The organism is Saccharopolyspora ipomoeae (assembly GCF_029952525.1).
Classification (GTDB): domain Bacteria; phylum Actinomycetota; class Actinomycetes; order Mycobacteriales; family Pseudonocardiaceae; genus Saccharopolyspora; species Saccharopolyspora ipomoeae.
Map to the genome: position 1 here is coordinate 205,078 of NZ_JASAOF010000002.1, position 13,986 is coordinate 219,063.

General features: G+C 72.4%; 13 protein-coding genes. 5 read left to right on the top strand and 8 right to left on the bottom strand.

Annotation, left to right across the window (positions count from 1 at the left end):
* Positions 1 to 11: 11 nt before the first annotated feature.
* Positions 12 to 776 carry a type I methionyl aminopeptidase gene (map, locus tag QFW96_RS04430; RefSeq protein WP_281454219.1) on the top strand — a complete coding sequence of 255 codons (765 nt, stop codon included), beginning with the start codon at positions 12 to 14 and terminating at the stop codon, positions 774 to 776.
* 235 nt (positions 777 to 1,011) lie between these two features.
* Positions 1,012 to 1,242: an HC3 family zinc finger protein gene (locus QFW96_RS04435; RefSeq protein WP_281454220.1), complete on the top strand. Its 231-nt coding sequence runs from the start codon at positions 1,012 to 1,014 to the stop codon at positions 1,240 to 1,242.
* A 79-nt stretch (positions 1,243 to 1,321) separates the two neighbouring features.
* Here QFW96_RS04435 and QFW96_RS04440 read toward each other — a convergent pair whose 3' ends face one another.
* The gene (locus QFW96_RS04440; RefSeq protein ID WP_281454221.1) at positions 1,322 to 2,080 is read right to left on the bottom strand and encodes a dienelactone hydrolase family protein; all 759 of its coding nucleotides are present in this window, start codon (positions 2,078 to 2,080) and stop codon (positions 1,322 to 1,324) included.
* Positions 2,081 to 2,281: 201 nt separating this feature from the next.
* On the opposite strand from QFW96_RS04440, the gene QFW96_RS04445 reads away from it, so the two are divergent.
* Positions 2,282 to 2,764, top strand: coding sequence for an SRPBCC family protein (locus QFW96_RS04445; protein ID WP_281454222.1), 483 nt, complete (start codon positions 2,282 to 2,284; stop codon positions 2,762 to 2,764).
* Here QFW96_RS04445 and QFW96_RS04450 read toward each other — a convergent pair whose 3' ends face one another.
* From QFW96_RS04450 to QFW96_RS04465, 4 genes are all read right to left on the bottom strand, one after another.
* The gene (locus QFW96_RS04450; protein ID WP_281454223.1) at positions 2,765 to 3,241 is read right to left on the bottom strand and encodes a (2Fe-2S)-binding protein; all 477 of its coding nucleotides are present in this window, start codon (positions 3,239 to 3,241) and stop codon (positions 2,765 to 2,767) included.
* Positions 3,234 to 4,085 carry an FAD binding domain-containing protein gene (locus QFW96_RS04455; RefSeq protein ID WP_281454224.1) on the bottom strand — a complete coding sequence of 284 codons (852 nt, stop codon included), beginning with the start codon at positions 4,083 to 4,085 and terminating at the stop codon, positions 3,234 to 3,236. The genes QFW96_RS04450 and QFW96_RS04455 overlap by 8 nt, the downstream gene beginning before the upstream one ends.
* Positions 4,082 to 6,439 (bottom strand): xanthine dehydrogenase family protein molybdopterin-binding subunit, encoded by a 2,358-nt coding sequence (locus QFW96_RS04460; RefSeq protein ID WP_281454225.1) that lies wholly within the window; start codon positions 6,437 to 6,439, stop codon positions 4,082 to 4,084. Before QFW96_RS04460 ends, QFW96_RS04455 begins: the two co-directional genes overlap by 4 nt.
* Positions 6,440 to 6,615: 176 nt before the next feature.
* Entirely contained in the window at positions 6,616 to 7,788 is a 1,173-nt protein-coding gene (locus tag QFW96_RS04465) for an aminotransferase-like domain-containing protein (RefSeq protein WP_281454226.1), read from the bottom strand.
* A gap of 265 nt (positions 7,789 to 8,053) precedes the next feature.
* Here QFW96_RS04465 and QFW96_RS04470 point away from each other — a divergent pair, with 265 nt between their 5' ends.
* Together QFW96_RS04470 and QFW96_RS04475 are read left to right on the top strand one after the other, a co-directional pair.
* A complete protein-coding gene (locus tag QFW96_RS04470) occupies positions 8,054 to 9,367 on the top strand; it encodes an MFS transporter (RefSeq protein ID WP_281454227.1) in 1,314 nt (437 codons plus the stop codon).
* Positions 9,368 to 9,567: 200 nt separating this feature from the next.
* Entirely contained in the window at positions 9,568 to 10,032 is a 465-nt protein-coding gene (locus tag QFW96_RS04475) for a CAP domain-containing protein (protein ID WP_281454228.1), read from the top strand.
* Here QFW96_RS04475 and QFW96_RS04480 read toward each other — a convergent pair.
* Genes QFW96_RS04480 through QFW96_RS04490 form a run of 3 tightly spaced genes read right to left on the bottom strand, consistent with a single transcriptional unit; the run spans position 10,029 to position 13,782 of the window.
* Positions 10,029 to 10,922, bottom strand: a complete 894-nt coding sequence (locus QFW96_RS04480) for a dioxygenase family protein (RefSeq protein WP_281454229.1) — start codon at positions 10,920 to 10,922, stop codon at positions 10,029 to 10,031. The two genes, QFW96_RS04475 and QFW96_RS04480, sit on opposite strands and share 4 nt — an antisense overlap.
* Positions 10,919 to 11,986, bottom strand: coding sequence for a maleylacetate reductase (locus tag QFW96_RS04485; RefSeq protein WP_281454230.1), 1,068 nt, complete (start codon positions 11,984 to 11,986; stop codon positions 10,919 to 10,921). The genes QFW96_RS04480 and QFW96_RS04485 overlap by 4 nt, the downstream gene beginning before the upstream one ends.
* Positions 11,983 to 13,782, bottom strand: coding sequence for an FAD-dependent oxidoreductase (locus QFW96_RS04490; RefSeq protein WP_281454231.1), 1,800 nt, complete (start codon positions 13,780 to 13,782; stop codon positions 11,983 to 11,985). The genes QFW96_RS04485 and QFW96_RS04490 overlap by 4 nt, the downstream gene beginning before the upstream one ends.
* Positions 13,783 to 13,986 lie beyond the last annotated feature (204 nt).

The following is a 13,986-nucleotide window of genomic DNA, read 5'->3' on the forward strand; positions in this document are numbered from 1 at the left end:
TGGGAGTGCACGTGATCGAGCTCAAGACGCCGGCCGAGATCGACAAGATGGCCGTCACCGGCGCGTTCGTCGCCGAGACGCTCGCCGCGGTCGGCGAGCGGGCCGACGTCGGCGTCAACTTGATGGACCTCGAACACCACGTGCGGGAGCGCATCCGGGACCGCGGTGCCGACTCCTGCTACTGGGACTACGCGCCGTCCTTCGGCGAGGGCCCGTTCCGCAACGTCATCTGCCTGTCGGTCAACGACGCCGTGCTGCACGGCAAGCCGCACGACTACGTGCTGCGGGACGGCGACGTGCTCACCGCCGACTTCGCGGTCGGCATCGACGGCTGGGTCGCCGACGCCGCGCGCACCTTCATCGTCGGCACCGAGCGGGCCGAGGACCGCAGGCTCGTGCGCTCCACCGAGGAGGCCCTGGAAGCCGCCATCGGCGTCGCCGAGCCCGGCAACCGGATCGGCGACATCTCCGCGGCGATCGAGGCCGTGGCCTCCGACTACGGCTACCCGGTCAACACCGAGTTCGGCGGGCACGGCCTCGGCCGCACCATGCACGAGGCGCCGCACATCTCCAACAAGGGCAAGCCCGGCCGCGGCCTCAAGCTGCAGCCGGGGCTGACGATCGCGATCGAGCCGTGGTTCGCGCGGACCACCGCGCGCATCGTCACCGACCCGGACGGCTGGACGCTGCGCTCGGCGGACGGCTCCAACACCGCGCACTCCGAGCACACCGTGGCCATCACGTCCGACGGGCCTCGGATCCTGACCCAGGCGTGACCACTCGCCGTGATGATCGATTTGGGTATCTTGATCTGTTCGTGAATTCCGTCCGGATCGGATCTCGCGGTATGTCACTGCGCGTGGTGGTCTCGGCTGGTCTCTCGTGCTTGCGGGCAGGTCGGATACTCCGAACGGGTTGCGTGTGATCGGTCGATGTTCGGGTAGCGTTCATGATCGTGGCGGGCGTGATCATGTCGACCGGGGGCGGGTTCCCGCGCGGAGCCGCGCCCTGATGTACCGCCCGCATCCCTTCAGCTGGGTGCCCGCCGAGGGCCAGCGCCACGCCACCACCGACCGCAAGCCGCGGCACGGCTACGACGGCGTCGAAGTCCGCACGCTGTGCCTGAAGAAGGTCACCGTCGACAACTCCGAGATCGGCTGGCTGTGGCCGACCTGCCCGTCGTGCAACACCGGAGCCCACGAGCTCGCCGGAGTCCCCGAGGCGGGCGAGACCGAGGAATGACGACGCCGGCCCCGCTTCCGAGCAGCGGGACCGGCGTCGGTCTTCGGCCTGCGCGGCGTTCGACCAGCGCAGGGTGCGGTCAGCGCAGGGTGCGGTGGAACAGCTCCAGCAGCGCGGCCCAGTGGCGTTCCGCGCCTTCCTCGTCGTAGGCGGCGGTGTCGGCCTGGGTGTAGCCGTGCGGCGCGCCCTCGTAGACCTCGGTGCGGAAGCGCACGCCCGCATCGGTGAGCGCCTTGTCGAGGCGCTCGATCTGCTCCGGCGGCAGCGCGTGGTCCTGGTCGGCGTGGCCGAAGTACAGCTCGGCGGTGACCCGGTCGGCGACCAGGTGCGGGCTGTCGGGTTCCTCGGTGGCCAGGTTGCCGCCGTGGAAACCGCCCAGCGCCGCGACCCGCTCCGGGTAGGCCCCGGCGGTGCGCAAACCCATCACCGCGCCCATGCAGTACCCGGTGACGCCGACCGGCTCACCGGTGGTCAGCGGGCTGTCGGCGAGCCACCGCAGGTAGGCGCCGGCGTCGCGCATCGCCGACTCCGGCGTGAGCTGCTGCATGATCGGGCCGATGGTCTGGAAGATCTCCGGGCGAGCGCCCGGGTCGATGAACTCCGGCAGCTCGAACACCGGCGTCCGGCCCGCTCGGTAGAACAGGTTGGGCACCAGCACGGTGAAGCCCTCGGCGGCCAGCCGATCGGCCATGCCGTTGAGGTGCGGGCGCAGGCCGAAGGCGTCCATGTAGAACAGCACGGCGGGATGCTTCCCGTCGCCTTCCGGGTGCGTCAGGTACGCATCGGCCACACCGTCCGGCGTGGTGATGTCCACCGTGGTCCCGCGTACGGCAGTCATGGGCGCTGTCCCTCCTCATGTGGTTGCGACTGGTTCGATCTAAACACCTGTTCACCCGCCCCGACGAACGGGGACCGGCGCGTGTGCGGAATGCCGGATCTGCGGCTCGTGCAGGTCAAGGCCACCCGTTCGCGGGTTGCGCGGCCCGGCGGAGGCCGATAGCCAGGTGGGAGAACCCCTCACCTCCCAGGGAGCGCCCGCATGGCCGTGGTCGCAGTCGCCACCGACGCCGAAGAGCTCACGCTGACCGTCACCGCGCAGTTCGACGCACCGGTGCCGCGGGTGTGGCAGGTGTGGGCCGAGCCGCGCAACCTCGAACGCTGGTGGGGGCCGCCCGCGCGGTCGGTGACCTTCGACCGCTACGACTTCCGGCCCGGCGGCGAGGCCCGCTACCGCGTGCGGGCTCCCGACGGGTCGTGCTCGCGCGGCTGGTGGCAGATCTGCGCGATCGACGCGCCGCACCGGCTGGAGTTCGAGGACGGCGTGGCCGACGAGAACGGCTTCTGCGCAACGGGGTTCGGCGTCACCCACGCCAAGATGACCCTGGAGGAGCGCGGCGGGGGTGCTCGCATGGTGCTGCTGCGGACCTTCGCCTCCGTCGACCAGCTCGACCAGCAGGTCTCGATGGGCGTCGCCGAGGGGGCCCGCCGCGCCGTGGGCCGGATCGACGCGCTGCTGGGTTGATCAGCGGTTCCAGGCTTGGTTGACCGCGTTGATGATGTGCTGGTAGCCGGTGCAGCGGCAGAGGTTGCCGCCCAGCAGGTTTCGGATGTCGGCGTCGGTGGGGTGGTCGTCGGGGTCTGCTGCGGCGAGGGTGAGCAGCAGGCCCGACGTGCAGAAGCCGCATTGCAGGGCGTGGTGGTCCGCGAAGGCCCGTTGCATCGGGGTGAGGCCGTCGTCGGGGGTGAGGCCCTCGACGGTGGTGATCTCGGCGCCGTCGGCTTGGACGGCGAGGGTGATGCAGGAGCGGGCGGGTTGGCCGTCGATGAGGATCGTGCACGCGCCGCAGACGCCGTGCTCGCAACCGACGTGGGTGCCGGTCAGGGCGAGGTCCTCGCGCAGGAGGTCGACGAGCAGACGCCGCGCCGGGACGGAGCGGCGGTGCGTGCGGCCGTTGACGGTGACCGTGATGTCGCTGGTGGGGGAGGGGGTGTCAGGCATGGGCGCTCTGCTCCAGGGCTCGCCGGGTGGCCGCGCGCAGGGCGGCGCGGCGGGTGTCGGCATCGGCGTGGACGTCCTCGGGCGGGTCCGCCGACTCGGCGGCGGCCGCTGCGGCGGCTTCGACGGATTCGGCGCTCAGCGGCCGGTCCAGCAGGGCCCGTTCGGCCTCGGGCAGTCGGCGGGCCGTGCCGCCGATGCCGAGCCCGGCCAGGCGGGCGCGCGTGACGACGCCGGAGTCGAGCGAGACGGCGGCGGCGACCCCGGCAACGGCGAAATCCCCTGCACGCCGGGAGATCTCGGCGAAACCGCAGCGGGAGCTCGGTGAGATCGGCCAGCGGGTCTCGGTGATGATCTCGCCCTGTTCCAGCGCCGTCTGGTACGGGGCCACGGCGAGCTCGGCGGCCGGGATGCGGCGCTGCCCGGACGGTCCGGTGGCGATCACCTCGGCGTCGAGAACCGCTGCCGCGGCGCTGAGTTCGGCCGCCGGGTCGGCGTGCGCCAGCGATCCGCCGATCGTGCCCCGGGTGCGGATCTGGTGGTGCCCGACGTGGCGCAGCGCCGCGACCAGCAGCGGGCAGCACTCGGCGACCAGCGGCGAGAGCTCGACCGCCCGCTGCCGGGCGGCCGCGCCGATCACCAGCACCCCGTCCTCGCGCGCCACCGCGCTCAAGCCCGGCAGCCGGGTGATGTCGACCAGCGTGCTCGGCCGGGCCAGCCGGAAGTTCATCATCGGCACCAGGCTCTGCCCGCCCGCGAGCGGTCGGGCGTCCTCGTCGGCGGCCAGCAGCGCCACCGCCTCGGCGAGGGAGCCGGGCCGGGCGTAGTCGAACGGCGGCGGCTTCACGAGCGGGCCCCCTCGACGAGTCCCCGCACCACCGACGGAGTCAGCGGCGTCACGTCGACGCCGCTGACGCCCAGCGCGTGCTCGACCGCCCCGGCGATCGCCGCCGGCGCGCCGATGATCCCGGCCTCACCAGCACCCTTGACGCCGAACGGCGTCTCCGGCGCGGGACCGCCCAGCTCCTCCACGACCATCTCCGGCACCTCACCGGTCCCGGGCAGCAGGTACTCGGCGAAGCTGGTGGCCAGCGGTTGCCCGTCCTCGTAGGGCAGGTGCTCGTGGAGGGCGCCGCCGATGCCCTGCGCGACACCGCCGTGGATCTGGCCCGCCAGCGTCAACGGGTTGATCACCCGCCCGCAGTCGTGCACGACGGCGTAGCGCAGCACTTCCACCACGCCTGTCTCCGCATCGACCCGCACCACGGCCGCGTGCGTGGCGTTGGTGTAGCCGGCAGCGGCGTTCATCTTGCCGTCCGGGCGCGGCACGTGATCCAGCCCCGGCGGCTCGTAGACGGCCCGCGCCTCCAAGCCGGGATCAACGCCCGGCGGCAGCTCGAAGGTCCGGTTCAGCGCCGACTGCGCCACCCGAGACCAGGGCACCGCGCTGCCGGGGCTGCCGCGCACCTGGAACCGGCCGCCCGTGAGCTCCAGGTCCTCGGGTGCGGCTTCGAGCAGGTGGGCGGCGATGTCGGTTCCCTTGCGCCGCAACACCTCCGCCGCGCGCTCGATGGCGCCGCCGGCGACCAGCGCGCCCCGGCTGGCCCAGCTGCCGAGCCCGAACGGCGCGGTGTCGGTGTCGCCCATGACGACCCGCACCTGCTCGATCGGGATCGTCAGCGCCTCGGCGACCAGCGTGGCGACCGTGGTGTGCGCGCCCTGGCCCATCGCCGACACCCCCACCGCGACGGTGACGCCGCCGTCGGCGTCGAAGCGGACGTCGGCGGAGTCCTGGCTGCTCCAGGTCCCGGTGATGGAGAACGTCGTCGACGCCACGCCTTCCACGTACGTCGCGTACCCGACGCCCAGCAGCGCAGCGGCACCGGCATTCGTCCGTTCCTCGGCCAGCATCCGCTCGCCCAGCACCACGGCGCGCTCGAAGGCCTCCCGGTGCGTTCCGGACCGCAGCCGCGCACCGGCCGCGGTCTCGTAGGGCAGGTCCTGCGGGTCGAGGATCATCCGGCGCCGCAGCTCCAGCCGGTCCACGCCCACCTCGCGGGCGATCCGGTCCACCAGCCGCTCGATCGCGAACGTGCCCTCCGGGCCGCCGAAACCCCGGTAGCCGCCGGTCGGCGTCTTGTTGGTGACCACGCCCTGCACGGCGATCGCCTGCTGCGGGATCCGGTACGGACCGCACAGCGACCCCACCGCCACCAGGCTCGGCCCGTACCCGGCTGGGAAGATCTCCCCGGAGCCGAGATCGGTCCGCACCCGCCCGCGCAGCGCGGCGATCGTGCCGTCCTCGCGCACCGCCGCCGACAGGCGGATGGTCGTGTCGCGCGCGTGGGTGGCGGCCACCAGGTGCTCGTGGCGGTCCTCGATCCAGCGCACCGGACGCCGCAACCGCATCGCCAGCCACGGGATCAGGTACTCCTCGGGGTAGATCTCGTTCTTCTGCCCGAAACCGCCGCCGACGTCGGGGGTGATGACCCGGATGTCGCGCTCCGGCAGGCCCAGCACCGCCGAGAGCATGCCGCGCACCACGAACGCCGCCTGCGTGGAGGTCCACACCGTCAACCGGCCGTCGCGGTACTCGGCGACCACGCCGCGCCCTTCGAGCGGCACCGCCGAATGCCGGCGGATCTCGTAGGTGCCGCTGACCGTCCGCAGCTCGGCGAACGCGGCGTCCACCTGCGCGGTGTCCGGTTCCACCGACAGCAGCAGGTTGTCGCCCCACTCCGGGTACAGCAGCGGCGCGTCGTCGGCGAGGGCCTGATCGGCGGTGCCGACCACCGGGAGCGGCTCCAGGTCGGCCTCGACGAGCTCGGCGGCGTCCTCGGCCAGGTAGCGGTCGTCGGCGACGACCACGGCCAGCGGGCATCCGACGTAGCGGACCCGGTCGCGGGCGAGCGGGACGTGCCCGACCGGCCGCACCCACGGCATCCGGTCCGGCACGGCGGCCAGATCCACCTCGGCACCGCCGAACACCGCGTGCACACCGGGGGATTCGGCCGCCGCGCCCGTGTCGATCCCGCGCACGCGCGCGTGCGGGACGTCGCTGCGCACGAACGCGACCTCGACCATGCCCGGCAGCACGACGTCGGCGATGAACCGGGCCCGGCCGGTCAGTAGCCGGTCGTCCTCGATCCGGCGTGTCGACGCGCCCAGCAGCGTCGGACTCCCGTGTTCGCTCGTCTGCATCGCCCAGCCTCCCCAGCGCGCCGCGACGGCCGCCACAGCTCCCGGGGTAGCCTCCTGCAGCTCTTCGGGGGTGCGCAATCCGCCGTGTGTTGAGCCCGGGGACAGTTTTAGCCAGAATCACCCATGATCAATGTCCGTTTTGCCCGGACAGTTATGGCTAAAACTGCCCCCACGCCTCAGCCGAGGGCCTTGGCGAGCCTCCGCAGGCCTTCGGTGATGGTGTCGGGGGAGAAGGTCGTGAACGACAGTCGCATCGTGGCGCGGTCCGGGGCGCCGACCTGGAACGCCGCGCCGGGGACGAACGCGACGTCGTGGCGCAGCGCCTCCTGCAGCAGCTCGGCGGTGTCGACCTCGCCGGGCAGCCGCACCCACGCGAACATGCCGCCCTCGGGTTCGGTCCACGTCGTGCCCGGCGGGGTGATCTCGGCCAGTCCGCGCAGCAGCGCGTCCCGGCGGCCCCGGTAGGTCTCGCGCAGCACCCGCAGCCGAGCGTCGAGATCGGCGGTGGCCAGGTACTCGGCCGCAGCGGCCTGATCGATGGTGGAGGTGTGCAGGTCGGCCGCCTGCTTGAGGATCACCAGCTGCCGCAGCAGGTCGGCCGGAGCCCGCAGCCAGCCCACCCGCATCCCCGGCGAGACGACCTTGGAGAAGCTGCCCAGGTACAGCGAGCGCTCCGGGGCGCGCGCCGACAGCGGCGTCAGCGGCTCCCCGTCGTAGCGCAGCTCGTGGTACGGGTCGTCCTCGACGAGCCAGAACTCCCGCCGCCTCGCGATCTCGGCGATCCGGTCCCGGCGCTCGGCGCCGGTGGTCCGCCCGGTCGGGTTGGAGAACGTCGGCACCAGGTACAGCAGCGCCGGGTCCTCGCGCGCGGCGATCTCGTCGAGCGCGTCGGGATCGATGCCGCGCTCGTCGCCGGGCACGGGAACGATCCGCGCCTGCGCGAGCTGGAAGCACTGCACCGCCGAGAGGTAGACGGGCTCCTCGACCAGCACGACCGCACCCGGATCCAGCAGCGCCGAGGCGATCAGGCTCAGCCCCTGCTGGGAACCGGTGGTGATCAGCAGGTCTTCGTCCACTGTGGCCAGACCTCGGGCGGTGAGGCGCTGGGCGGCGATCTCCCGCAGCGCCGGGTCGCCCTCGGTCGGCGAGTACTGCAGCGTGCGGGCGGCGTCGGGTTCGGCCAGCGCCCGCGCGTAGGCGGCGCGCAGCCCGTCGGTGTCGAACAGCTCCGGCGCGGGCAGCCCACCGGCGAACGAGATCACGCCCGGACGGCGGGTCAGCGCGAGCAGGTCGCGCACCGGGGAACTGGTGAGGCCGTCCATCCGGCGAGCGCGGGCGAGTGCAGACATGGATGCTCCAGGAAGCGAGGGGGAGGGGATGCGGGGCGTCGGCCGCGGTGGTGCCGCTGGCGCGCCTCGCGCACTGGCCTCGCTGTTCGAGGAGCCTGCCGACACCCTAGATCACCGAACCCGCGCGGTCACCCGAATTTGGCGCGGCTCACCTGTCGGGCGACCCGAACGGACGCAGTGCGTAACGAAAGGAGTGCTTCCGGTTCGGAAACCGCCCCGGCGGTGCGACGATGCGATCACGCGAGCGATCCCGGAGGAACCTGCAGTGGCACTTCCCGTCCAGACCCGGATCGGACATCGCGCCCGGATCGGGTACTCGCTCGGTTCGCTGGTGACCGGCGCGTTCACCACGGTGCCCGGACTGCTCCTGCTGCCGTACCTCACCGACACCCTCGCGGTGCCCGGCGCGATCGCGGGCGTGCTCGTGCTGCTGCCGAAGATGTGGGACGTGGTGTTCAACCCGATCGCCGGCAGGCTCTCGGACGCGAGCCTCGTCCGCCACGGCAGCAGGCGCCCGTTCCTGCTCTGCGGCGGCATCGGCGTGGCCGTGCTGTTCGCCGCGATCTTCGCCCACCCCGGGTTCGGGAGCCCTGCATTGGACGCCGGGTACGTGCTGGTGCTGTACCTGCTGTGCGCCACCGCTTTCGGGGTGTTCCAGGTGCCGTTCAACGCGCTGCCCGCCGAGCTCACCGACTCCTACGGCGAGCGCACCCGCATCACCAGCTGGCGGATGGGGTTCCTGGCGATCGCGGTGCTGCTCTCCGGAGGCGGAGCTCCCGCGCTCGTCCACGGCATCGGGGGAGCTGCCGGGTACCGGGTGATGGGCGCGTCCGTCGGGCTGGTGATCCTGCTGGGCGCGGTGCTCATGGTGCTGGGGTTGCGCGGCGCCCCGGTCGGGCGGCTGCGCCCGGGCGCGCAGAGCTGGCGGGAGCTGCTGGTGACGATGCGCCGGTGGCGCTCGTTCCGGACGCTGGTGCTGGTCTACACGCTCCAGGCGCTCGGGCTGGCGACGCTGCTGGCCGGCGTCAACTACGCCTCCCGCTACGTCTTCGGCGACCCCGGGGTGCAGACGTGGCTGTTCGTCGGGTTCGTCCTGCCCGCGCTGATGACGATGCCGCTGTGGCCCCGGGTCGGGCAGCGCTGGGGCAAGCTGTGGGGGTTCCGCGCCGCGTGCATCGCCTTCGGCGTGGCCGCCGTCGGGCTCGCCGCGGCGCTGGTGCTGCCGATCGGAGTGTCGTTCGTGTTCGTCGCCCTGGCGGGCGTCGGTTACGCGGGGATCCAGGTGTTCCCGCTGGCGATCATGCCGGACCTGATCACCGCCGAGGAGGAGCGCACCGGCGAAGCCCGCGCCGGCATCGCCGCCGGTGTGTGGACCGGCTCGGAAACCCTCGGCATGGCGCTCGGGCCCGGCCTCTTCGGGCTCGTGCTCGGCCTGGGCGGCTACGTGTCCAGTGTGGACGCGGACGTGGTGCAGCCGGGCAGCGCCATCACCGCCATCCTGCTGGGCTTCTCGCTGCTCCCGGGCGTCCTCGTGATGCTCGGCCTACCGCTGCTGCGCCGCGAGGTCCTGGAGCCCTGAGAGCCGCCGGGACGTGCCTCGCGGCGGAACCGGAGAGCGCCTTCGAGGTCTCGGCGCGCCGCTCGTGGAGCACGCCGGGACGACGCGTCCCGGCCGTTTCGCAAGTCGATCACCGGGAGTAGCGAGATGGTGTGAAGTCTTGCCGGGGCACCGCTTTTGATCAGAGTGCGGTGCGCGGAACTGCCGTAGTTTTCCGGTTCATGACACCGAAGACCGCACTCAGCGTAGTTGCCGGCGCCCTGCTGATCGGAGGCGGGATGAGCTTCGCCGCGGTGTCCATGTCGGGCGCACCGGCCGCTCCCGCGGAGGAGCAGGTCGTGGAACTCGTCAACCAGGCCCGCGCCACCGCCGGGTGCGGACCGCTCACCGTCGACGGCCGCCTGACCCGCGCCGCGACCGAGCACAGCACCGACATGGCCCAGCGCGGCTACTTCAGCCACACCACGCCCGAAGGCGTCACCTTCGGCCAGCGCCTGCGCGACGCGGGTTATCCGGCGCCCGGCGCGGAGAACATCGCCCGCGGCCACACCAGCGCCGAGCAGGTCGTCGACGACTGGCTGAGGTCCCACGGCCACCGCAAGAACATCATGGACTGCTCCCTGCGCACCATCGGAGTGGGAATCGAGACCTCGGGCCACTACTGGACGCAGGACTTCGGACGTTAGTCCTCCGGCGGTAGGACGATGTCGAACGTCGTCCTGGTCCAGGTCCGGCCGCCGAGATCGCGGTCGCCGGGGACCGGTGCGGTGGGCGGTTGCCGCTCGAAGCGCTTGATCAGCGATTCCTTGACGCCGAAGACCGAGTCGTGCTCCAGCAGGTCGTCGCCCTCCACGAAGATGTGCGTGACCAGCGTGCGCAGACCCGGTGAGCTGACCATGAAGTGCAGGTGGGAGGCCCGCAGCGGGGAGCGGCCGGTGGCCTCCAGCATCGCGCCCACCGGCCCGTCGTGCGGGATCGGGTACGGCGTGGGAGTCAGCGCCCAGAAGCCGTACCAGCCGCGTTCGTCGGTGAACAGGTGCGCGCGGGCCGCGGTCCGGTCGTCGGAGTACTGCACGTCGTAGAAGCCGTCCTCGTCGGCTTCCCACACCTCGATCCGCGCGCCAGACACCGGGCTCCCGTCGGTGTCGGTAACGGTGCCCTCCACCCAGCACGGCTCGCCCGCCGCGCCGCCGGAGATGTCACCGCCCAACTCCGCCCGGGGCGCGCCCTCGACGAAGAACGGGCCGAAAACCGTTGCCTCGGTGGCGTTCCCGCGCGCCTCGTTGTTGACCGCGATGGTCTGCATCGAGGCGCCCAGCACGTCGGAGAGCAGGATGAACTCCTGCCGACGGTCGTCGGTGATGTGCCCGGCGGCGGTGAGGAACGCGATCGCGGCCTCCCACTCCCGTTGGGTCAGCCGCACGTCGCGGATGAACGAGTGCAGGTGCGTCACCAGCGAGCGCAGCACCTCCCGCAGCCGCTCGTCCTCGGTGCCGTCGAAGCTGGCCAGCACCTTGGCGAGCAGCTCCTCCTCGGCTCGGCGCTGCCGCTCGGCGTCGCTGGTCCCGTCGGTCATGAGCCCTCCGGTGCGGATCCGGCCCAGGCGGCCGCGAGCAGCGCCCGCACCCCGCCGGTGGTGGCGGGACGGGGGTTGGACGCCGGGATCGCCGCCACCGACAGCTCGGTGGCCTCGTCCAGGTTCGATTCCTGCAAACCGATGTCGCGCAACGCCTTCGGCGCACCGAGCCGGTCGCGCAGCGCGACCAGCGAGGCCACCGCGTCGGTGCCGCCCAGGGCCTGGGTGATGCGCTCCGCGGCCTGCGGGGCGGCCGCCGCGTTGAACGCCAGCACGTGCGGTAGCACGATCGCGTGGGTCTGGGCGTGCGGCAGGTCGTAGGTGCCGCCCAGGACGTGGCAGATCTTGTGGTGCATGCCGGACCCGGCCGAGGCGAACGCCACCGCCGACAGGTAGGCGCCGTGCAGCGCCAGGTCGCGGCCCTCCACGTCCTGCGGGTCGGCCACGATCTTCGGCAGCCCGGCGGCCAGGGTCCGCATCCCCTCGGTGGCCAGCGCCGCGTTGATCGGGTCGGCGCGCGGCGCCCACAGCGAGTCCACGCAGTGCGCGAGCCCGTTGAGGCCGGAGGCCACCGACAGCTCGACCGGCAGCGCGCGGGTGAGCTCGGCGTCGTAGACGACGGTGCGCGGCAGCACCCGGTCGTCGACACCGGTGGTCTTGCGGGCGGCCTCGGTCAGGCCCCACACGTTGGTGGCCTCCGAGCCGGCGTAGGTGGTGGGCACGGCCACGATGGGCAGGCCGCTGGTCAGCGCGATCGCCTTGGCCAGGCCGGTGGTGGACCCGCCGCCCACGCACACCAGCAGGTCGACGCCGTGCTGGGCCGCGGCGGCCCGGGCCTTCTCGGCCTTGTCGACGGGCACGTGCGGTGCGACGTCGTCGTAGTGCAGGGCCACGTCGATGCCGGTCGTGATGCGGCGGGCGAGCTCGGCCTCGCTGGTCCCGGCGATCACCATCACCGCCTTCGCCCCGCGCTCGCGCACCTCGTCGGCGACGTTGGCCGCGGCGCCGCCGGCGCCGAACCGGACCCGCTGGCCCAGCGTCGTGTGGTCGAATTCCAGGCTCACGCCTCACCTCCGGGCTTGAGGATGCCGGTGAGCACGTCGGTCAGGGCGGCCGCCGGATCGTCGGCCATCCGGTGGGAGCGCCAGCAGACGTGCTTGTCGGGACGCACCAGCACCGCCCCATCCTCGTGGACCTCGCGGCCTGCCGCCCAGTCGAAGTACAGGTCGGTCACCTCGCGGCCGGGGCCGATCACCACCGCCTCCAGCGGCACTCCCAGCTTCTCGGCGACCTGCCGGGCGGCCTCGGCCCACGCCTGCCCGGAGATGCCGGTGAACAGGGTGAACCGGTCGTATCCGGCGAGATCGTGGGTCGACAGCGTCTTCGCGGCGTCGCCGACCCACACGTGCGGGAGGCGTGCTCCCGGCACGGTGCTGGGCCGGTAGTACAGCTCCGGGTCGCGGTCGGACTCCGGGCGCGGCGAGCCGTCGGAGGCGATGGCGGTGGAGGTGTAGAACTGGCCCATCTCGACGCCGTGCGCGTTGAACTCGTAGTTCTTGAGCTCCATCGCGTGCCGCAGCGCCTCGCGCCGCCGGGCGCCCTCGGGGGAGTCGGCGGCGCGCTCGGCGATCTTGGCGCGCATCTGCTCCTCGGTGTCGCCGTCCTCGATGCCCAGGGCGTCGAAGATCTGGCCGAACTCGCGGGCGCTCCGGTTGGCCCGGCGGACGATCTGCTCGGCCACCGGGGCCCGCTCGGCGGAGTAGGTCTCCAGCAGGTCCTCCGAGGCCCAGCCGCGCAGCACCGCCGCGATCTTCCAGGCGAGGTTGTAGGAGTCCTGCACGGAGGTGTTGGAGCCGAGCCCGTTCGACGGCGGGTGCTTGTGGACGGCGTCGCCGGCGCAGAACACCCGGCCGGACTGCAGGTGGGTGGCCCACTGCTCGTTGTTGCCCCACAGCGAGTAGCCGGTGATCTCCACGTCCAGGTCGGCCACGCCGAGCAGGTTGCGCACGATCTGCCGCGCCGCGTCGTCGTCGAGCTCCGGCGGTGGCCCGCTGATGTCGTAGCCCCACACGATCAGCCACTCGTCCCACGGCCGGACCATGCGCACCAGGCCGGTGCCGATGCCGCCGATGTTCGAGCCGGGCTGGATCACCCAGTACAGCACCGACGGCCGGTGCGCGACGAGATCGCTGATGTCGGCCTTGAAGGTGATGTTCATCGACCCGGCGATGTCCATCCGGCCCTGGTGGGGCAGCCCGATGTCGGCGGCGACCTTCGAGCGCGCCCCGTCGGCGCCGATGAGGTACCGGGCGCGGATGTCGTACTCGTGGCCGGTGAGCCGGTCGCGCACCCGCGCGGTCACGCCGTCGGCGTCCTGGGTGTGCGAGAGGTACTCGGTGGAGAAGCTGGTGTGCGAGCCGCGCTCGGTGGCGTTCTTGACCAGGATCGGTTCGAGGTAGGTCTGCGGGATGTCGCAGTTCAGCGACGGCGAGGCCAGCTCGTAGTCGGCGTGCCGGGCGGGGTGGGTGCCCCAGGTGCGGATGCGGCCGATCTCGTCGCCGGCGATGGACGTGCAGAAGACGGTGTCGCCCATCTGGTCGTGCGGTGTGGCCTCGGCGAGCACCTGCTCCTCGATGCCGAGGTCGCGGAAGATCTCCATCGTGCGCTGGTTGGTGATGTGCGCCCGAGGGGTGTTGGCGGTCCAGCGGTACTTGGTGACCACGATGTTGGACACCCCGAGGCTGGACAGGAACAGCGCCGCCGACGCCCCGGCGGGCCCGGAGCCGATGATCAGCACCTCGGTCTCCACCGCGCTCGTGGTGGGAACCTCGGTGTCGGCCAAGCCGTCGTTGAACTCCATCGCGTCGGTCCTCCCGCAGTGCGCCGTCCGTTCGGCACGATGCCACGCCCCAGAACGTCCGAGCCCCCGACGGCGCGAATGGTCAACACCCCGTCGGGAATGGGCAATGCCCGCCGTCGGTGTGCAACGCGGCGGCTCGGCGGCGGGGCCGCGGTGGCGGGGGGAGAGGGCGGGGGACGGTTTTTCCTCGAATCACCCATGATC